Raw genomic sequence first — 19,828 nt, forward strand, 5'->3', positions numbered from 1 at the left:
ATACTGTTGGTATATCCCCAAGAGACCCTGACATAGCCATGCCTGAACACTATCGTTTTTCCTTGCCTGTAAAAGCAGGTGACCAACGCCAGCTGGGCGAACTGACAGGCGCGGCCTGCGCCACGCTGGTGGCGGAAATTGCCGAGCGCCATCCGGGGCCGGTGGTGCTGGTTGCCCCGGACATGCAAAACGCCCTGCGCCTGCACGATGAAATTCGTCAGTTCACCGACAGTCTGGTATTCAGCCTGGCCGACTGGGAAACGCTTCCCTACGACAGTTTCTCTCCGCACCAGGAGATCATCTCCTCACGCCTGTCGACGCTGTATCAGCTCCCCACCATGCAGCGCGGCGTGCTGATTGTGCCGGTGAATACCCTGATGCAGCGCGTCTGTCCGCACAGCTATTTGCACGGCCATGCGCTGGTGATGAAAAAAGGCCAGCGCCTGTCGCGCGATGCCCTGCGCGTGCAGCTTGACGGAGCCGGTTACCGTCATGTCGATCAGGTGATGGAGCACGGCGAATACGCGACGCGCGGTGCGCTGCTGGATCTCTATCCGATGGGCAGCGACCAGCCGTATCGTCTGGATTTCTTCGATGATGAGATCGACAGCCTGCGCGTGTTCGATGCCGACACCCAGCGCACGCTGGAGGAAGTGGACTCCATTAATCTGCTGCCCGCCCATGAGTTCCCGACGGATAAAACCGCCATCGAACTGTTCCGCAGCCAGTGGCGCGACAGGTTCGACGTGAAACGTGATGCCGAACATATCTACCAGCAGGTCAGCAAAGGCACCCTTCCGGCCGGGATCGAGTACTGGCAGCCCCTGTTCTTTAACGAACCGCTGCCGGCGCTGTTCAGCTACTTCCCGGCCAATACGCTGATTGTTAACACCGGGGATATCGACGCCAGCGCCAGCCGCTTTGAAAGCGAAACGCGCGCCCGCTTTGAAAACCGGGGCGTTGACCCGATGCGTCCGCTGCTGCCGCCGGAAATGCTGTGGCTGCGTACCGACGAGCTCAACGCCGAGCTAAAACGCTGGCCGCGTATGCAGCTCAAAACCGATTCGCTTGCCGATAAGGCGGCGAACACCAATCTCGCGTTCCGGACGCTGCCCGATCTGGCCGTCCAGGCGCAGCAGAAATCCCCGCTCGATAACCTGCGCAAGTTTCTTGAGTCCTTCACCGGGCCGGTGGTGTTCTCCGTTGAGAGTGAGGGTCGTCGTGAAGCGCTGGGCGAACTACTGGGACGGATCAAAGTTGCGCCGAAGCGCATTCATCGCCTGAGCGAAGCGACCGGAAATGGTCGTTACCTGATGATCGGCTCCGCCGAACACGGATTTATTGATACGCTCAATAACCTGGCCTTGATTTGTGAAAGCGACCTGCTGGGCGAGCGCGTGGCGCGCCGTCGTCAGGACAGCCGTCGCACCATCAACCCGGACACCCTGATCCGCAACCTGGCCGAACTGCACCCCGGTCAGCCGATCGTTCACCTGGAACACGGTGTGGGTCGCTATCAGGGAATGACCACCCTCGAAGCAGGCGGCATCAAAGGTGAATACCTGATGCTGACCTACGCGAACGACGCCAAACTGTACGTGCCAGTGTCGTCCCTGCACCTTATCAGCCGCTACGCCGGTGGCGCGGAAGATAACGCGCCGCTGCATAAGCTGGGCGGCGACGCCTGGTCACGCGCGCGGCAGAAGGCGGCGGAAAAAGTGCGCGACGTGGCCGCCGAGCTGCTGGACATTTACGCCCAGCGTGCGGCCAAAGAGGGTTATGCGTTTAAGCATGATAAAGAGCAGTACCAGCTGTTCTGCGACAGCTTCCCGTTTGAAACTACGCCGGATCAGGCTCAGGCCATAAATGCCGTGCTGAGCGACATGTGCCAGCCGCTGGCGATGGATCGCTTAGTCTGCGGCGACGTGGGCTTCGGTAAAACCGAGGTAGCAATGCGTGCCGCTTTCCTGGCGGTGGAAAACAACAAGCAGGTGGCGGTGCTGGTGCCGACTACCCTCCTCGCCCAGCAGCACTTCGACAACTTCCGCGACCGCTTCGCCAACTGGCCGGTACGCATTGAGATGCTGTCGCGTTTCCGCAGCGCCAAAGAGCAGACGCAAATCCTGGAACAGGCAAGCGAAGGCAAAATTGACATTCTGATCGGCACCCACAAGCTGCTGCAAAGCGACGTGAAGTGGAAAGATCTGGGGCTGCTGATCGTCGATGAAGAGCACCGCTTTGGGGTGCGCCACAAAGAGCGCATCAAAGCGATGCGCGCCGACGTCGACATTCTGACCCTGACCGCCACGCCGATCCCGCGCACCCTGAATATGGCGATGAGCGGCATGCGCGATCTGTCGATTATTGCCACCCCGCCGGCGCGCCGTCTGGCGGTGAAAACCTTTGTTCGCGAGTACGACAATCTGGTGGTTCGCGAGGCGATCCTGCGTGAAGTGCTGCGCGGCGGCCAGGTATATTACCTGTATAACGACGTTGAAAACATTCAGAAAGCCGCCGACAGGCTGGCAGAGCTGGTGCCGGAAGCGCGCATCGCCATTGGTCACGGCCAGATGCGCGAGCGCGAGCTGGAGCGGGTGATGAACGACTTCCACCATCAGCGTTTCAACGTGCTGGTATGTACCACCATCATTGAGACCGGGATCGACATTCCGACGGCGAACACCATCATCATCGAACGCGCGGATCACTTCGGCCTGGCCCAGCTGCATCAGCTGCGCGGGCGCGTCGGGCGTTCGCACCATCAGGCCTACGCGTGGCTCCTGACGCCGCATCCGAAGGCGATGACCACCGACGCGCAAAAGCGTCTGGAAGCTATCGCCTCGCTGGAAGATCTGGGTGCTGGCTTTGCGCTGGCGACGCACGACCTGGAGATCCGCGGCGCCGGTGAGTTGTTGGGTGAAGACCAGAGCGGCTCCATGGAAACCATCGGTTTTTCTCTGTATATGGAGCTGCTGGAAAATGCCGTCGACGCGCTTAAAGCCGGACGTGAACCGTCTCTGGAAGATCTCACCAGCCAGCAGACCGAAGTGGAACTGCGCATGCCTTCCCTGTTGCCGGATGATTTTATTCCTGACGTGAATACCCGTCTGTCGTTCTACAAACGTATTGCCAGCGCGAAAAGCGAAGGCGAGCTGGAAGAGATTAAAGTCGAACTGATTGACCGTTTTGGGATATTGCCCGATGCGGCGCGCAACCTGCTGGATATTGCCCGCCTGCGTCAGCAGGCGCAGAAGCTGGGCATTCGTAAGCTTGAAGGCAACGAGAAAGGCGGCGTAATTGAGTTTGCCGAGAAGAACCACGTCGATCCGATGTGGCTGATTGGCCTTCTGCAAAAACAGCCGCAGCATTTCCGTCTTGATGGCCCGACGCGTCTGAAATTTACTCAGGATCTGACGGAACGTAAAATCCGCATGGACTGGGTGCGTAACTTTATGCGTCAGTTGGAAGAGAACGCCATCGCATAACGGTTTCCCCCGCCAGCGCCCGGCTGGTGGGGGACAATTTACAAACTCTTTGCACTTCGCCCGATCTTCCCGACCATACATTCGCCATAATTATCATTAACGCCTTATAAAACAATAACCTTATCATTTGTATGGATTATGATAATGATGATTTCTTCGCGTTTTACCCGCTGGTTAACTCTGGTTGCGCTGGCCGCGACGGTTGCCGTCGCGCTCCCTGCTCGCGCCAATACCTGGCCTCTTCCGCCCGCCGGCAGCAACGTCGTAGGTGAAAACCGCTTTCACGTGGTTGAAAACGATGGCGGTTCGCTGGAAGCGATTGCTAAAAAATATAACGTCGGGTTCCTGGCGCTGCTGCAGGCCAACCCGGGCGTAGATCCCTATGTGCCCCGGGCGGGCAGCGTACTGACGATTCCGCTGCAAACCATCCTGCCGGACGCGCCGCGTCAGGGGATTGTGATAAACCTCGCCGAGCTGCGTCTTTACTATTACCCGCCGGGGAAAAATGAAGTAACCGTCTACCCTATCGGCATCGGCCAGCTGGGAGGCGATACGCTCACGCCGACCATGGTGACCACCGTCTCCGACAAGCGCGCTAATCCAACCTGGACTCCGACGGCAAACATCCGCGCCCGCTATAAGGCACAGGGTATCGATCTCCCTGCCGTGGTTCCCGCGGGCCCGGATAATCCGATGGGGCACCATGCCATTCGCCTGGCGGCCTACGGTGGGGTTTATCTTCTGCACGGAACGAATGCGGATTTTGGGATCGGGATGCGCGTCAGCTCCGGCTGCATTCGCCTGCGCGATGACGACATCAAAACGCTCTACCGCGTGATCGCCCCTGGCACGAAAGTGAATATCATCAATACGCCGATTAAAGTGTCTGAAGAGCCGGGTGGCGTCCGTCTGGTTGAGATCCACCAGCCGCTATCGAAAAACATTAATGACGATCCGCAGACGCTGCCGATTAATCTGAATGCCTCGATGGTGAGCTTTAAAACGAATGCAAACACCGATGGCGCAGTGATGGAGCGGGCGATGGAAGCGCGCTCCGGGATGCCAACCGATGTCACGCGGCATCATGAGGTTGCTCAGCAGTCAATGTAAACGGTAATAACGACAAACGCCCTGCATTAGCAGGGCGTTTTTTTTACAGTGGCATAACGGAGGGTTGCGTTACGCTTATTTGTAGATAACTGCGGTACCGTGCAGGGTGTTAGGACCGGTGACAGAGGTGATGCGGAATGATTTCGCACCCATTTCGTCAGCTTTTTGTGCCAGCTGATCTTCCAGAGAGCCGAGGTTAGTCCCGGCAGTGGCAGAGATGGTACCGACTTTCTGCTGGTCTGCTGGAGTGGATTGCACTTCAACAGCAGCGAAGCTTGCGAAAGAGAGTGAACTCAGAACGGCGGCAGCGATGAGGGTTTTAACGTTTTTCATGATTTTATACCTTTGGGCAGATGATGTAGTGGTCGTTAGTTATTTAGTTAACGATCGATAGGTAAATGATAGATGTGATCCAGGTCACACGTCAACCCATTTTTATAATGGTCGTTAAATTAATTTCATTTTCCTTATATTTCATAAAGATAAAATTAAATTATTTTTAAGAAATCACCGCTGGTCGTCGCAGACGTTTATTTTTATAATGACTATTCAACAAAACAACAGAGGACCAACGGCACATGACAACCGATGTCACGCGTTGCGCAAAGAAAAGCCGTGGCCGACCAAAAGTGTTCGACAGGGATGCGGCGCTCGATAAGGCCATGACGCTCTTCTGGCAGCATGGGTATGAAGCCACGTCGCTCTCCGACCTGGTGGAAGCAACGGGCGCGAAAGCCCCTACCCTGTACGCAGAGTTCACCAACAAAGAAGGCTTATTCCGGGCCGTTCTGGACAGATACATCTCGCGCTTCGCGGCAAAACACGAAGCCCAGCTATTCTGTGAAGAAAAAACGGTTGAGCAGGCATTGCAGGATTATTTCTGCGCAGTCGCAACCTGCTTTACCAGTAAAGACACGCCCGCGGGCTGTTTTATGATCAACACCTCCGCGACCCTCGCGGCATCGTCGAAAGAGATTGCCAACACGGTCAAATCGCGCCATGCGATGCAGGAGGAGACGCTCAGCACGTTTCTGGCTCAACGCCAGCAGCGCGGTGAAATTCCGGCGCATTGCCGTCCGCAGGAGCTGGCCCAGTATCTGAGCTGTATTCTACAGGGGATGTCCATCAGTGCCCGTGAAGGCGCGACGCTGGAAAAACTGCAGGGGATTACGCAAACAACGCTGCGCCTGTGGCCTGAACTTCTTAAACTCTGACGCAAAAAAAGCTCCTCAGCCTGAGCGCATGAGGAGCTAAGTTCAGAGAACATCTTTTTTACACTTTGTTATTCAGTATCAGCTGACCATTGCTGTCGAGAGGGATCTGCGTACCAGGATCTTTATCCATGCGGATTTTGCCCTGCTGATCGCCAATTTTGTAGGTTACGTCGTAGCCCAACATTTTTTCAGACTTGTCATACACGGTTTTACAGCGCTGCTGCGTTGTGGTGTAGGTATCATTTTCCTGCATCGCGCCCTGCACCTGGTTACCGGCATAACCGCCACCCAGCGCACCAACTACCGTCGCGACATCCTTACCACGGCCACCACCAAACTGATGACCAATCACCCCACCAGCAACCGCGCCCAGCACGGAGCCAGCGATACGGTTTTCATCCTGAACCGGACGACGATGGGTGACAGAAACATTACGGCACTCCTGACGAGGCGTCTTGACCGTCTCTTTAATCGGTGTAGCGGAAACCACCTGCGCATACTGCGGGCCACGATCAAGTACGTTCAGACTGGCAACGGCAGCCACACCTAACGCAGCTGCGACGCCAATCCCTATACCCGCCAACATTGATTTATTCACGGGACTTCCTCCTTTGTTGCAATTGGTAGCAATTTTGCAGCGCAATAAACGCTTCGCCAATAAGATAAAGGATCAAAAAACCGGGGGATGAGCTGGGATAGCGTTTGTTTAAGAGAACTCTTAAGCGTCAGGAGCGAAATGCACAGCATGATGTGCTAAGAACTCCCTCCGGAGAGCCCGGAGGGAGGGAGAAATTAGTGCAGCTTCAGGCGTGGGCGGATAACGCGGTTGATGCGGCCGACCAGCATCATCAGGCCGGTTTTGAAGTAGCCGTGCAGCGCAATCTGGTGCATACGGTACAGAGAAATGTACACGAAGCGGGCGATGCGCCCTTCCACCATCATGGAGCCGCGCATCAGGTTGCCCATCAGGCTGCCCACGGTTGAAAAGTTTGAGAGCGACACCAGAGAGCCGTGGTCTTTGTAGACATAGGCTTTCATCGGTTTGCCTTTCATCTGCGCCAGGATGTTATGCAGCACGAGGCTTGCCATCTGGTGCGCGGCCTGGGCGCGAGGAGGCACAAACCCGCCTTCCGGACGCGCGCAGGAGGCACAGTCGCCGATAGCGAAGATGTCCGGATCGCGCGTGGTTTGCAGCGTCGGCTCTGTCACCAGCTGGTTAATGCGGTTTGTCTCCAGCCCACCGATATCTTTCATGAAATCAGGCGCTTTGATCCCCGCAGCCCAGACCATCAGGTCGGCCTGGATGTATTCGCCGTCTTTGGTATGCAGTCCGCCCTCATCCGCGCTGGTCACCATGGTCTGGGTCAGCACGCGCACGCCCAGTTTAGTCAGCTCGTTGTGCGCCGCGCCGGAAATACGCGGCGGCAGCGCAGGCAGAATACGTTCACCTGCTTCCACCAGCGTCACATTCAGCGCTTCATTAGTCAGCCCTTTGTAGCCATAGCTGTGCAGCTGTTTGACCGCATTGTGCAACTCCGCCGATAATTCAACGCCCGTTGCGCCACCGCCCACGATAGCAATGTTAACCTTGCCGTTAGCACCCATGTTGTTGGTGTACTTCAGGAACAGGTTAAGCATCTCCTGATGGAAACGACGCGCCTGATGCGGGTTATCCAGGAAGATGCAGTGCTCTTTTACGCCTGGGGTGTTGAAATCATTGGACGTACTGCCCAGGGCCATCACCAGCGTGTCATAGGCCAGCTTGCGCTCAGGAACCAGCAGCTCGCCTTTATCATCACGCAGCTCAGCCAGCGTGATGGTTTTGTTTTCACGGTTGATGTCCACCACCGAACCCAGCTGGAACTGGAAGTGGTGGTTACGCGCATGTGCCAGATAGCTGAGCGCATCCACGCCCTCATCCAGCGACCCGGTCGCCACTTCGTGCAGTAACGGCTTCCACAGATGGCTGTGGTTACGATCCACCAGCGTGATTTTGGCTTTCTTACCGCGACCCAGTTTCTTACCCAGCTGCGTCGCCAGCTCCAGCCCGCCAGCACCCCCGCCGACAATCACTATCTTTTTCAATGGCGTAGTCAACGTGACCCCCTCAAATTATTAACCAATTGTTAATTAAAAGTTATATAAATAACCCTTAATTAACAACAGGTTACTGCGCTGAAACCATTCAGATTCATTGAGAATAGCACGTCAGGCGCATTGGTCATACCAAAATTGATATGTATCAAGTTTTGATGGTTTAAAAGTAGACAACTCTGACAAAAAAGAGGCCCGGCACGCTTTCACGTACCGGGCCTTTGTCATGTTCAGGGAGATCAGCCCAGCGTTTTGAAGGCCTTAATACGCTGCAAATGCGGCGAGATGTTTTTGAACTTGTGGGTCTGCTCTTCGTCCCAGACAATTTCGTAGTAATGATGCAGAAGTTCGGCGGCGCGGGAGCTGTTCAGCGCTTCATCGTTGCGAGAAAGGATAACCAGACAGCGATCGCGGTTCTTTTCACGGAAATTGCTTACGCATTTGGTTGCGATATCGGCGTACTCTTCCGGACGGTCAATCTTGCCTTCCATGTTCTCGTTCGGGAACAGGTTAGGATTGAAAATGACCTGGCGCATATCGCACAAAAAACCGATGCGCTCTGCCCAGTATCCCCCCAACCCTACGCCGCAAATCAGCGGGCGATCGTCGATATTAAGCTGCAACATTTTATCCACTTCTTTCAGCAGATGCTGCATGTCATGCTTCGGATGACGCGTGCTGTAGCTAATCAGCCGAACATCCGGATCGATAAACTGCAATTGCAGCACTTTCTCATGATTACCAGGACTGTTTGAGTCAAAACCGTGTAAATAGATGATCATCGTCTCACCACGCTACGCCTTCCGGGATGAATTAAAGGGCTGCTTTATGTGCCTGCCAGCGCTCGTTCAGGGCTTCGAGCCGGGCGTTTACCGCTTTCCAGCGCGCCGAGTCCATCAGCTCCTGACGACTAAATGAACCTTTATGATACAATTGTGTAACACGCTCAGCATTGATCGGCGACAGGTTATCCAGCACGCTCACCGCACCTTTACGATTATTGCAGACGAGGATCATATCGCAACCCGCATCCAGAGAAGCCTGTCCACGTTCAGCATAGCTGCCCATGATCGCCGCCCCTTCCATGGATAAATCGTCAGAGAAAATAACGCCATTGAAGCCCAACTCCTGACGCAGCACGGTTTTAAGCCAGTGCGGAGAGCCGCTGGCCGGACGCGGATCAACGTCACTGTAGATGACGTGCGCAGGCATAATAGCGTCCAGCTTGTTATCGGTAATCAGCGATCGGAAAACAGACATATCTTTAGCGCGAATGTCTGCTTCCGGGCGCGGATCGCGCGGGGTTTCTTTATGGGAATCCGCCGTCACCGCCCCGTGGCCCGGGAAATGCTTGCCGGTGGTTTTCATGCCCGCATCGTGCATACCGTCAATGAAGCGCGTCGCCATTGCCAGCGCGATACGTGGATCGTCATGATACGAACGCTCACCTATTGCCGCACTAATGTGTCCTACGTCCAGCACCGGGGCGAAGCTGATATCGATATCCATGGCGATCATCTCGCTGGCCATCAGCCAGCCTGCGTCCTGCGCCAGTTGACCGCCCTCTTCAGTTCCCAGCAGCGCAGCAAAAGATTGTGCGGCGGGTAAACGCGTAAACCCTTCGCGGAAACGCTGCACGCGTCCACCTTCCTGGTCGACGGCCACCACCAGGCGATTGCGTGACGCCGCGCGGATCTGGCGAACCAGCTCGCGCAACTGCGCCGGATCGTGATAATTGCGGGTGAAAAGAATCAGCCCCCCTACCAGCGGGTGCGCCAGAATTTCGCGCTCTTCCGCATCAAGCTCAAACCCTTCAACATCCAACATTACTGGACCCACACCAACCTCTCTTATCCTTTCGTTTGTAACTGACGCCAGGCATCATTTGCCAGCGCAATAAATTGTTCGTCATCTGTCTGCTGAAGGCGCATTTCAAACCATCCCGCCATCAGCATCAGCACCCACGGACGCCAGCGCGCGACCTGCCGCGCAAGGGTGAGTACATTTATGTTGGCGTTTCGGGCATAGGCGGTTATCAGCTGCACGCGCGAAGCCTCATCAGGCATCCAGACCGCAGCGAGTTCAAGCGCCACGTCACCGTCCCCGGCATATTCCCAGTCGATAAGTTTCTCGCCCGCCGTGGTATGAACGATATTCCCCGCATGGACATCCATATGCAGCGGCGCCAGACGTAACGCCTTCGGCTCTCCCGCTTTACGCAGCCGCTTAAGCTGCGCCAGCCAGAAGGGCGTGCGTCGTCCAGGCGCAGCCTGCTGCCAATAGCTATCCAGTAATGGAAGTAACGTCACCCGCCAGCCCAGACGCGGCTGTCGATGCAGATGATACAGCATGGCTGCCAGCGTGGGCGTATCGGGAAGCTCGCTTTTGATCTCACCCGCAATAAACGCCACCGCCATCCAGTCCCTGATAAAGAGATGAGGTTTCGGGGCAAGGTCGGCGGGAAGGCGCTTCAGGGCGCGGAACTGGCGACGAAAATGGGCGGCAGGCGCGGCGGCATCGTGATGCTGACGTAAAACCAGCCGATGGTCGCCACGCTCAATAATGCAACTCGCGCCGCCAAGCCCGACGGGGGCTTGCGGCGCGATAACACGGTACTGGGGGAAATAACGCGTCAGGACATCATGACGCGTGCGCTTATTGTTGCGTAACGGCACCTTTACCTGACCAGATAATTTCGCCGGTTTGAACCAGCATTAACTGCATCTGCAACGACGGCGTGTTCACGTTGCCTGTCGCGTTAGAATAAAGGACATACTGCGCGCCAACGTTGCGGGCGATACCAATCGCTTTACTGCGCGAACCCAGGCTGTCCTGAGGCGACAGACCAAGCTGTTGCTTGGCGACCGCGAGCTGCTGGGCTGAGACCAGCGTAAATTTACCGTTGTTTGCCAGCGCGTTGCGCAGGGTTTCCGTCGCTTCTCCCGCATTCAGGGAACCGTTTGTACGGTTGTTCACGCTGTCCACCAGCAGCACACTGCCAGGCGTAACGCCCTGTGCCTGCAACATTTTGCCCACCATCGGCTGCATCGCGCCGTTCCAGTCATAGTGCCGCACTCGCGGCGCAGGCTGCGCGGTATCGTCCGGATGTTCGATCGGGCCAGGCTGCGCCGGAATAGTCGGTACAGACGGCACGGTTGGAACAGGTTGCGCCGGTGTTGTTGGCTGTTCCGTTCCCGGCTTCGCCTGATCCACCGGTGCAGGTTCTTCCGTTCGCGTCACACAGCCTGCCAGAAAGAGTGCGAACGCACTCAGGAGCGCATAACGGCTCATTGTTTTAATCAAGGTTCACTCCTTACAAATAAAGATAAAGTCTCACCTTATGTGCACCCAGATAGCTGGCGCTGCCGTAGAGCGTGACCGACGATCTTGCCGGGACCGTCACGCTACGCGGCGCCTCAAGCGGGTGCATCTCAAGACCTCTCACGTCATACCAGTAGAAGCGATAATGCACCGTCACTGGCTCTTGCCTTTCGTTATAGAGCGTAGAGGAGGCAGAAGACTGGATTTCGCTTATGGTCAACGAAGGATTTTCCGCCGTGATGCCCGCAGCAAGCACTGAGGACTCCATCACCAGCGTCTGTTCTTCACTGACCGGGATGGCGGGACGCGCGCTGCACCCAACCATAACCAGCGTCACGATCAGCGCTGCAATACGCCCAGTTAACATATTAAAGACCTTTATGTGCCAGCATCGGTCCCAGTGGACGTCCACCCAGAAGATGCATATGAATATGATAGACTTCCTGGCCGCCATGGCGATTACAGTTCATGATCAAACGGTATCCATTTTCAGCAATCCCTTCCTGCTCAGCAATTTTCGCGGCCACCGTAAGCATACGGCCCAGCGCCACTTCATGCTCGGTTTTAACGTCATTGACGGTCGGAATCAGAATATTGGGAATAATAAGGATGTGCGTCGGCGCCTGGGGAGAAATGTCGCGGAAAGCCGTGACCAGTTCATCCTGATAGACAATATCCGACGGAATTTCCCGGCGGATAATTTTACTGAAAATCGTTTCTTCAGCCATGACCTTTTCCTTTTATGTTTAATCTGGCGTCGTGCGTCCGTTGTTAACACACATTGTCTGTTTTACTGTGTGACACAACACAAGAGTATGAGCGAGTTTCTCCTGTCCTTTCAACCTTCTCCCGTTATTTCTTTCCTGATTATCGCCCATCTGGGTGAAGAGGCATCGCTTTAGGACATTTCTTTTCTGAAACCTGATTTCAGTTCATCCCGAAACATCTGTTTACAGCGTTAATCACAATGCGTATATTTCGCATTTGCATTTTCATGCGCATTTTTAACATAGAAAACGACGTCAGCCCGTGCTAGCGGGACTGTCGCGCACTACCTTCACCATTCACTAAGGGTTTGATGATGTCTTTCATTAATCACACCAGGGATGGGCAACGTCAGCCTGCCGCAACACCTTCGTTGCTGGCCGCCTGCATTGCTATGGCATTGACGCCAACCACCGCTTTCGCTGCTTCAACAGCCGAAGATACCGTCGTCGTTGATGGGGGTTTTGATAACACACAGGATCTTTCTGCCAGCCAGGATCAGGATTACAGCGTAAAAACCACCACCACCGGCACCAAACTGTTGCTGGTTCCCCGCGACATCCCACAGTCCGTCAGCGTTATCAGCCAGCAACGTATGGCTGACCAGAATCTGCAATCCATCGGCCAGGTGCTGACGAACACCACGGGCATCACGGCGCAGGTGCAGGACAGCGATCGTACCGTATTTTACTCACGCGGATTTTTCGTCAGCAACTACGCCTATGACGACCTTCCAACGTCCATCAGTGAAGTGTGGAACTTTGGTGATACCGCCGCCGATACCGCAATTTATGACCGCATTGAAGTGGTCCGCGGCGCCACAGGCCTGATGTCCGGGACGGGCAACCCGGCGGCGTACGTTAATATGGTGCGCAAGCATGCGGACAGCCAGGAATTTAAAGGCAACGTCTCCGCCAGCTACGGCAGCTGGGACAAGCAGCGTTACGTGCTGGATCTCCAGGCGCCGCTGGTGGAATCAGGTAAGGTACGGGGTCGTCTGATCACGGGTTATCAGGACAACGACAGCTTCGTGGATAACTACCACTACCGGAAGAAATTCCTCTACGGCGTGATGGATGCAGATGTTACCGACAGCACGACCCTCTCTGTAGGGTATGAGTATCAGGAAAGCCATACCGCCGACCCAACCTGGGGCGGGCTGCCGACCTGGTACAGCGACGGAAGTAAGACCAACTACAATCGCAGCCAGACCGTCGCGCCTGACTGGGCCTATTCAGATAAAGACAGCACCCGCATCTTCGCTAACCTGACCCAGCGTTTCGATAATGGCTGGGAAGCGCACATCAACGGCATGCATGCTGAAACCAACTTTGACTCTAAGCTGATGTATATGTCCGGTTATCCGGATAAAGAGACCGGCGCTGGCCTGGTGGGTTACGGCGGCTGGAACCGCGGGGAACGCAAACAGGATGCGGTCGATGCCTTCCTGCGCGGCGGTTTCGATCTCTTTGGCCGTCAGCACGAGATGATGTTCGGCGGCAGCTTTAGCCGTCAGCGTAACCATTACGACAACACCATGCCGGATGCAGTATACGGCATGGTTGATGTCGGCAACTTTAAGAACTGGAACGGGAACATTGCCGATCCGCAGTGGACGCCGTGGAAACTCTACAGCAAGGATGATATTCGCCAGTCTTCAGCCTATTCCTCTGCGCGTTTCTCACTCGCCGATCCGTTGCATCTGATCCTGGGGGCGCGTTACACCCAATACAACATACGCTATAACCCCGCTGGTTCGCCGAATACCCGTCTGGAAAGCACCAAAGATGATGTCACGCCGTATGCCGGCCTGGTGTATGACATCAATGAGGACTGGTCGACCTACGTCAGCTATACCTCTATCTTCCAGCCGCAGGATAAGCGCAATGCCAGTGGACGTTATCTCGACCCTACCACGGGTAAAAGCTACGAAGCCGGGGTGAAGGCAGACTGGTTTAATACCCGCCTCACCACCTCACTGGCGATTTTCCGCATTGAGCAGGATAACGTGGCCAGCAACACGTATACCTACATGCCGAGCGGTGAGTCGATTTATGAATCGCTGGACGGGGTGGTCAGTAAAGGGGTCGAGTTTGAGCTCAACGGTGCACTGACCGATAACTGGCAGCTGACCTTTGGCGCGACGCGTTACATTGCAGAAGATAAGAATGGCAACGCTGTCAGCTCCGATCAGCCGCGCACAACCATGAAGCTGTTCACCCGTTATCAACTGCCAATGCTGCCGGAACTGACCGTGGGCGGTGGCGTAAACTGGCAGAACAAAGTGTGGACGGACGTGGAAGGCGGTCCGGCAGGACGTTCCCGCGCGGAGCAAGGCAGCTATGGGCTGGTGAACCTGTTCAGTCGCTATCAGGTCACCAAAGACTTTGCTGTTCAGGCTAACGTCAACAACCTGTTCGACAAAGAGTATTACGACTACGTCGGATCGTATGTAGTGTATGGCGCGCCACTGAACGTTTCGGTTAGCGCGAGCTACGATTTCTGAGTATTAAGCCCGGTGGCGCTGCGCTTACCGGGCCTACCCATCACGTAGGCCGGGTTAGGCGCAGCCGCCACCCGGCACCACAAACCGCAATAATAAAAAAGGCAGCCAATCGGCTGCCTTAGTCTCCCCAGATCACAGCTTAGTTGTTGCGGATGTACTCATCCATTTCGGTTTTCAGGTTATCGGATTTCGTTCCGAAGATTGCCTGAACACCAGAACCTGCAACAACGACGCCTGCTGCGCCCAGTTTTTTCAGACCCGGCTGGTCGACTTTCGCAACGTCGGCAACGCTCACACGCAGACGAGTGATACACGCGTCCAGGTTAGTGATGTTCTCTTTACCGCCGAAAGCAGCAACCAGAGCAGGTGCCATTTCGCTGGTCACACCGGCTTTGCTGTCTTCCGTTGCATCTTCACGACCCGGCGTTTTCAGGTCCAGTGCTTTGATCAGCACGCGGAAGACGGTGTAGTACACCACTGCGTAGCCCGCACCCACGATTGGGAACAGCCACAGCTTGCTGCTGTTACCGGACAGAACGATGAAGTCGATCAGGCCGTGAGAGAAGGATGTACCGTCACGCATACCCAGCAGGATACAGATTGGGAATGCCAGACCTGCCAGTACCGCGTGGATGATGTACAGGATCGGCGCAACGAACATGAAGGAGAACTCGATCGGCTCGGTGATACCGGTCAGGAACGAGGTCAGCGCTGCGGAGATCATGATACCGCCCACTTTTGCACGGTTCTCTGGTTTAGCAGAGTGCCAGATAGCAATTGCAGCGGCCGGCAGACCGTACATTTTGAACAGGAAGCCACCAGACAGTTTACCTGCCGTTGGGTCGCCCGCCATGTAGCGTGGGATGTCGCCGTGGAACACCTGACCTGCTGCGTTGGTGTATTCACCAATCTGCATCTGGAATGGAACGTTCCAGATGTGGTGCAGACCAAATGGTACCAGGCAGCGCTCAATGAAGCCGTAGATACCGAACGCCACAACCGGGTTCTGGTAAGCTGCCCACTGAGAGAAGGTCTGGATTGCCGTACCGATTGGTGGCCAGATGAAGGACAGGACCACACCGGTGAAAATCGCGGCCAGACCAGAAATGATCGGCACAAAACGTTTACCCGCGAAGAAGCCCAGATACTCAGGCAGCTTGATGCGATAGAAGCGGTTAAACATATACGCTGCAATCGCACCGGAGATGATACCACCGAGAACACCGGTGTCCGCCAGGTGCTTAGCGGCAATCTCTTCAGCAGGTAAATGCAGTACCAGCGGCGCAACCACAGCCATGGTTTTCACCATGATGCCGTAAGCAACAACGGACGCCAGAGCGGAAACACCGTCGTTATTGGTGAAGCCCAGAGCAACACCGATAGCGAAGATCAGCGGCATGTTAGCAAAAACAGAACCGCCTGCTTCGGCCATCACGTGGGAAACTACGGCTGGCAGCCAGCTGAAGTTTGCAGAACCGACACCCAGCAGGATACCTGCGATAGGCAGTACGGATACTGGCAGCATCAGCGATTTACCGACCTTTTGCAGGTTAGCAAATGCATTCTTAAACATAATTGAGAGTGCTCCTGAGTATTTGTGCTTTTTTTTACGTTTTCACGCATTGGCCCGGGGGGAGTACCGCGCCGTGGACAGGACATCTAAGCGCCCTTTATTTATTACACAGAGTAAAATAATTCCCTCTGAGTTTGTTTGACGGCTATCACGTTTCAGTTCAAGACGGCCAAAAAACTTGCAGATATTTACATAAAGCATGTCTGGATGTGTCTAAAAACGCCATCACCGCCCCGAATGAGGCGGTGAACTTTACTCGCTTTACTTATTAATTACGAGCCTAAAAATAACAGGTGTATCAGACAGATTGCAGGCGGGCGGGGTCAATATGGAACAGGCTGGCGAAGTTTTCCGTTGTCACGCGAGCCAGTTCTTCAATACTGACACCTTTCAGAACGGCCATATACTCAGCGACATCCCGGGTCATCGCTGGCTGGTTCTCTTTGCCACGATGAGGCACCGGCGCCAGGTACGGGGAATCGGTTTCCACCAGAATACGATCCAGCGGAACATAGCGCGCCGCATCACGCAGTTGCTCAGCATTACGGAACGTGACAATCCCCGAGAACGAGATATAAAAGCCCAAATCAAGCAGCTTACCCGCCGTTTCTCTGTCTTCTGTGAAACAGTGTAGTACGCCACCGCAATCCGTCACCTTTTCTTCCCGCAGGATACCCAGCGTGTCGGCGCGCGCATCTCGGGTGTGAACGATAACCGGCTTATTCAGTTCCCGGCCAATGCGGATGTGGTTACGGAAGGATTCCTGCTGGCGAGGTTTCGTTTCCGGAGTGTAGAAATAGTCCAGGCCGGTCTCGCCCATCGCCACTACGCCCTCTTCTGCGGCAAGACGGCGTAAATCCTCAACGTCGTACGCTTCATCCTGATTCAGCGGATGCACGCCGCAGGAGAAGACGACATTATCGCGCTCGCCTACCAGTTCACGCATGGAGCGGTAACCCGGCAACGTGGTTGCCACGGCCAGGCAAAATTTCACATCGCGCGCGGCGGCTTTCGCCAGCACGTCGTCCACATTTTTATGCAGGGATTGATAATCCAGGCCATCGAGATGGCAGTGTGAGTCGACTAAAAACATAATGTCTCTCTCAGAGGTGGGAAACCGGCGGTATGACGCCCGGTTGCAGGTAGTGTTCGATACGCAGTAACTGGTCAGTCAGTAAAAGCTCGCGATTGAGACCGGTTACTGTCAAAAGTTGTTCACGACTCTGGCAGATATCATGAAGGATAGCGTGCAGCGACTGCCCTGACAGGCGATTCGCCAGCGTGGTGACCAGCGCCCACACGTCAGGGTTAGTCAGAAGCGTAGCCCCCTGCTGAATTTTGAGCGCATCCAGCAGCAGCGCGGCCAGCCAGTGCAGCCGTTCCGGAGCCTGATCGCTGTTCAGCGCTGGCAGCACGCTCAGCCAGTCATGGATGTCGAGGGCTGATTCAACCGCACGACACAGCGTTTCACGCTGGGACCACACCTCGGGCTGTAATAAGGCCAGCGCAGCCGCAGGCGCACCGCTGCACAGGCGCAACGCTGAGAGCGCCGCGTCTTGTGACACCGTCACTTCCCGCTCAAGCCAGGCGAGTGCCCAGGATTCCTGAGGGACAGCAAGGTGGTGAAGACGGCAGCGACTGCGCAGCGTCGCCAGCAAGCGTTCCGGCTCGCGGCAGGAGAGGAAAAACCAGGTGTTTTCTGGCGGCTCTTCCAGGGTTTTTAACAGCGCGTTGGCTGCGGCTTCCGTGAGCAGCGCGGCATCTTTCAGCCACACCACTTTCGCCCCCCCCAGACGCGCATATTCGTACAGTTTCTCACTGACCTCACGCACCGCGTCGATACCGAGCGTATTTTTGCCCTTCTCAGGTTCGAGGGTGTAATAGTCAGGATGCGTGCCCGCCTGCATGAGCTGGCAACCCCGGCACTTACCGCAGCTTTTATGTCCTTCCGGCTGTTGGCACATCAGAAAGCGGGTGATGGCGTAAATCAACGCATCATCACCCATTCCCGGCAGCGCCTGGATCAGTAACGCATGATGCCCCCGACCAACCTGATAGCTGCCGATCAGCTGTTCAAAGTGTGGGCGCAACCATGGATACCATTTCATGCCTGCTGCTCCTGTAGCCACTGCGTAACGGTCTGCTGAATATCACATGTAACGTCTTCAAGGGATTGCGTCGCATCGATGGTACGAATGGTCTTGTCCTGCCCGGCCAGTTCCAGATAACGCGCACGGGTGCGGTTAAAGAAATCAAAAGACTCCTGTTCGATGCGGTCCAGTTCGCCGCGGGCACGGGCGCGCTTCAGGCCCACCTCAGGGGTCACGTCCAGATACAGCGTCAGATCAGGACGGAAATCGCCCAGAACCGCGTCGCGAAGCGTAGCCAGCATGGTCTGATCGATACCCCGGCCACCGCCCTGATACGCCTGGGTTGAGATATCGTGGCGATCGCCAATCACCCATTTACCTTCTGCCAGAGCGGGTTTGATCACCGTCTCCACCAGCTGAACGCGCGCCGCATAGAACATCAGCACTTCCGCTTTGTCGGTAATAACTTCATCGCCAACGGATTTAATATCCAGAACCAGGCTGCGCAGTTTTTCCGCCAGCTGCGTACCGCCCGGCTCGCGGGTGAAGACCATGTCGGCGACGCCAAGCGATTTCAGCGTATCCACCACCACGTTACGGGCGGTGGTTTTGCCCGCCCCTTCGAGTCCCTCAATGACAATGTATTTACTGCGCATGTTTTTCCTTAAGTGCCTTCAGATAGTCCTGAACGGAGCGATTGTGGCTGGCCAGGTTGGTATTGAACGTATGCCCCCCTTTTCCGTCAGCCACAAAATAGAGATACGGCGTTTTGGCCGGGTGCGCGGCGGCCTTCAACGATGCTTCACTCGGCGTCGCAATCGGTCCAGGCGGCAGGCCGCTAATCACGTAGGTATTATACGCCGTTGGCGTTTCCAGATCTTTTCTGGAAATCCTGCCGTTGTAGTTTTCGCCCATGCCGTAGATGACGGTAGGATCGGTTTGCAAACGCATGCCGATGCGCAGACGGTTAATAAACACCGAGGCAACCTGGTCACGTTCGGCAGCAACGGCCGTCTCTTTCTCGATGATCGAGGCCATCGTCATGAACTGGTTTTGATCTTGATAAGGCAGGCCCTCTGCTCGCCCTTTCCACGCAGCGTCTACCGCCGCGACCATTTTGTTGTGCGCTCGCTTCAGAATTGCCACATCCGTCGTGCCTGCCGTATACATCCACGTATCGGGCCAGAACCAGCCTTCCACCCACTCGGGATGTTCGAATTTTAAGGCGTCTGCCACGGTCTGGTAGCGGTCATCTTTCAGCGTATGCTTGATGTACGGCGCGTCACGCAGTTGCCTGAGATAATCGCTCAGACGCATACCTTCCACAAAACGCAATGGGAACTGGGCTTCTTTACCACTCTCCAGCAGTTGCAGCATCTCGCGCACGGTCATGCCAGGGGTGAAACGATAGGTACCGGCCTTGAAATGGGACAGGTCCGGCTGAATACGCAGCAGCCACTGGAATACGCGTGGACGATTGATAATTTTGTCGTCATACAGCTGCTGACCAAGCGCCTGCCGCCCGGTCCCCGCTTTCAGGGTAAAAATCGTCTCGTCTTTAATCAGGATCTGACTTTCAGCCAGCTGACGGACTTTCCACACTCCCGCTCCGCCAGCGATTCCGAACGCAACGATAAGAAGGAGGACAAAGCGTAACATTTTCTTCATGA

General features: G+C 55.5%; 18 protein-coding genes. 4 read left to right on the plus strand and 14 right to left on the minus strand.

Annotation, left to right across the window (positions count from 1 at the left end; all coding sequences use genetic code 11):
• Positions 1-38 precede the first annotated feature (38 nt).
• Both mfd and IM282_RS17420 read left to right on the plus strand, forming a co-directional pair.
• Complete coding sequence (gene mfd / locus IM282_RS17415; RefSeq protein ID WP_192970666.1) at positions 39-3,485, plus strand: transcription-repair coupling factor; 3,447 nt, start codon at positions 39-41, stop codon at positions 3,483-3,485.
• A gap of 144 nt (positions 3,486-3,629) precedes the next feature.
• Positions 3,630-4,595 (plus strand): L,D-transpeptidase family protein, encoded by a 966-nt coding sequence (locus tag IM282_RS17420; RefSeq protein WP_022650791.1) that lies wholly within the window; start codon positions 3,630-3,632, stop codon positions 4,593-4,595.
• 75 nt (positions 4,596-4,670) lie between these two features.
• Here IM282_RS17420 and bhsA read toward each other — a convergent pair whose 3' ends face one another.
• Positions 4,671-4,928 (minus strand): multiple stress resistance protein BhsA, encoded by a 258-nt coding sequence (bhsA, locus tag IM282_RS17425; RefSeq protein ID WP_006809234.1) that lies wholly within the window; start codon positions 4,926-4,928, stop codon positions 4,671-4,673.
• A gap of 245 nt (positions 4,929-5,173) precedes the next feature.
• Between bhsA and comR the strand changes: the two genes are divergently transcribed.
• The gene (gene comR / locus IM282_RS17430) at positions 5,174-5,809 is read left to right on the plus strand and encodes a TetR family copper-responsive transcriptional repressor ComR (RefSeq protein ID WP_022647753.1); all 636 of its coding nucleotides are present in this window, start codon (positions 5,174-5,176) and stop codon (positions 5,807-5,809) included.
• A gap of 58 nt (positions 5,810-5,867) precedes the next feature.
• On the opposite strand, the gene IM282_RS17435 is transcribed toward comR, so the two are convergent.
• The 8 genes from IM282_RS17435 to hinT form a co-directional block, all read right to left on the minus strand.
• Positions 5,868-6,407 (minus strand): glycine zipper 2TM domain-containing protein, encoded by a 540-nt coding sequence (locus IM282_RS17435; RefSeq protein ID WP_017384715.1) that lies wholly within the window; start codon positions 6,405-6,407, stop codon positions 5,868-5,870.
• 194 nt (positions 6,408-6,601) lie between these two features.
• Positions 6,602-7,906 carry an NAD(P)/FAD-dependent oxidoreductase gene (locus IM282_RS17440; RefSeq protein WP_017693633.1) on the minus strand — a complete coding sequence of 435 codons (1,305 nt, stop codon included), beginning with the start codon at positions 7,904-7,906 and terminating at the stop codon, positions 6,602-6,604.
• Between the two features lie 236 nt (positions 7,907-8,142).
• A complete protein-coding gene (gene ycfP / locus IM282_RS17445) occupies positions 8,143-8,685 on the minus strand; it encodes an alpha/beta hydrolase YcfP (protein WP_032624474.1) in 543 nt (180 codons plus the stop codon).
• Positions 8,686-8,716: 31 nt separating this feature from the next.
• The gene (gene nagZ, locus IM282_RS17450; RefSeq protein WP_192970667.1) at positions 8,717-9,742 is read right to left on the minus strand and encodes a beta-N-acetylhexosaminidase; all 1,026 of its coding nucleotides are present in this window, start codon (positions 9,740-9,742) and stop codon (positions 8,717-8,719) included.
• A gap of 11 nt (positions 9,743-9,753) precedes the next feature.
• A complete protein-coding gene (thiK, locus tag IM282_RS17455; protein WP_023299803.1) occupies positions 9,754-10,578 on the minus strand; it encodes a thiamine kinase in 825 nt (274 codons plus the stop codon).
• Positions 10,559-11,203: a penicillin-binding protein activator LpoB gene (gene lpoB / locus IM282_RS17460; RefSeq protein ID WP_085929697.1), complete on the minus strand. Its 645-nt coding sequence runs from the start codon at positions 11,201-11,203 to the stop codon at positions 10,559-10,561. Before lpoB ends, thiK begins: the two co-directional genes overlap by 20 nt.
• 13 nt (positions 11,204-11,216) lie before the next feature.
• Complete coding sequence (locus IM282_RS17465) at positions 11,217-11,591, minus strand: YcfL family protein (RefSeq protein ID WP_022647747.1); 375 nt, start codon at positions 11,589-11,591, stop codon at positions 11,217-11,219.
• Position 11,592: 1 nt separating this feature from the next.
• The gene (hinT, locus tag IM282_RS17470; RefSeq protein ID WP_192970668.1) at positions 11,593-11,952 is read right to left on the minus strand and encodes a purine nucleoside phosphoramidase; all 360 of its coding nucleotides are present in this window, start codon (positions 11,950-11,952) and stop codon (positions 11,593-11,595) included.
• A gap of 353 nt (positions 11,953-12,305) precedes the next feature.
• On the opposite strand from hinT, the gene fhuE reads away from it, so the two are divergent.
• Complete coding sequence (fhuE, locus tag IM282_RS17475) at positions 12,306-14,495, plus strand: ferric-rhodotorulic acid/ferric-coprogen receptor FhuE (RefSeq protein WP_032622149.1); 2,190 nt, start codon at positions 12,306-12,308, stop codon at positions 14,493-14,495.
• 139 nt (positions 14,496-14,634) lie between these two features.
• On the opposite strand, the gene ptsG is transcribed toward fhuE, so the two are convergent.
• The 5 genes from ptsG to yceG form a co-directional block, all read right to left on the minus strand.
• Entirely contained in the window at positions 14,635-16,068 is a 1,434-nt protein-coding gene (gene ptsG / locus IM282_RS17480) for a PTS glucose transporter subunit IIBC (protein ID WP_006809245.1), read from the minus strand.
• A gap of 298 nt (positions 16,069-16,366) precedes the next feature.
• Positions 16,367-17,161 (minus strand): metal-dependent hydrolase, encoded by a 795-nt coding sequence (locus IM282_RS17485; RefSeq protein WP_023299800.1) that lies wholly within the window; start codon positions 17,159-17,161, stop codon positions 16,367-16,369.
• Between the two features lie 10 nt (positions 17,162-17,171).
• Positions 17,172-18,176 carry a DNA polymerase III subunit delta' gene (gene holB / locus IM282_RS17490; RefSeq protein WP_023299799.1) on the minus strand — a complete coding sequence of 335 codons (1,005 nt, stop codon included), beginning with the start codon at positions 18,174-18,176 and terminating at the stop codon, positions 17,172-17,174.
• Positions 18,173-18,814 carry a dTMP kinase gene (gene tmk, locus IM282_RS17495; protein ID WP_105322645.1) on the minus strand — a complete coding sequence of 214 codons (642 nt, stop codon included), beginning with the start codon at positions 18,812-18,814 and terminating at the stop codon, positions 18,173-18,175. The genes holB and tmk overlap by 4 nt, the downstream gene beginning before the upstream one ends.
• Complete coding sequence (gene yceG, locus IM282_RS17500; protein ID WP_105322644.1) at positions 18,804-19,826, minus strand: cell division protein YceG; 1,023 nt, start codon at positions 19,824-19,826, stop codon at positions 18,804-18,806. Before yceG ends, tmk begins: the two co-directional genes overlap by 11 nt.
• Positions 19,827-19,828: the final 2 nt, after the last annotated feature.

Origin of the sequence: Enterobacter cloacae complex sp. P29RS, assembly GCF_014893445.1 — a bacterium.
Lineage (GTDB): Bacteria > Pseudomonadota > Gammaproteobacteria > Enterobacterales > Enterobacteriaceae > Enterobacter > Enterobacter intestinihominis.

Bases quoted from the DNA above. Each gene is read 5' to 3' on its own strand.
- hinT (WP_192970668.1), bottom strand. From the start codon at position 11,952: ATGGCTGAAGAAACGATTTTCAGTAAAATTATCCGCCGGGAAATTCCG.
- yceG (WP_105322644.1), bottom strand. From the start codon at position 19,826: ATGAAGAAAATGTTACGCTTTGTCCTCCTTCTTATCGTTGCGTTCGGA.
- fhuE (WP_032622149.1), top strand. From the start codon at position 12,306: ATGTCTTTCATTAATCACACCAGGGATGGGCAACGTCAGCCTGCCGCA.
- mfd (WP_192970666.1), top strand. From the start codon at position 39: ATGCCTGAACACTATCGTTTTTCCTTGCCTGTAAAAGCAGGTGACCAA.
- tmk (WP_105322645.1), bottom strand. From the start codon at position 18,814: ATGCGCAGTAAATACATTGTCATTGAGGGACTCGAAGGGGCGGGCAAA.
- IM282_RS17465 (WP_022647747.1), bottom strand. From the start codon at position 11,591: ATGTTAACTGGGCGTATTGCAGCGCTGATCGTGACGCTGGTTATGGTT.
- bhsA (WP_006809234.1), bottom strand. From the start codon at position 4,928: ATGAAAAACGTTAAAACCCTCATCGCTGCCGCCGTTCTGAGTTCACTC.
- ycfP (WP_032624474.1), bottom strand. From the start codon at position 8,685: ATGATCATCTATTTACACGGTTTTGACTCAAACAGTCCTGGTAATCAT.
- holB (WP_023299799.1), bottom strand. From the start codon at position 18,176: ATGAAATGGTATCCATGGTTGCGCCCACACTTTGAACAGCTGATCGGC.
- ptsG (WP_006809245.1), bottom strand. From the start codon at position 16,068: ATGTTTAAGAATGCATTTGCTAACCTGCAAAAGGTCGGTAAATCGCTG.
- IM282_RS17420 (WP_022650791.1), top strand. From the start codon at position 3,630: ATGATGATTTCTTCGCGTTTTACCCGCTGGTTAACTCTGGTTGCGCTG.
- IM282_RS17485 (WP_023299800.1), bottom strand. From the start codon at position 17,161: ATGTTTTTAGTCGACTCACACTGCCATCTCGATGGCCTGGATTATCAA.
- comR (WP_022647753.1), top strand. From the start codon at position 5,174: ATGACAACCGATGTCACGCGTTGCGCAAAGAAAAGCCGTGGCCGACCA.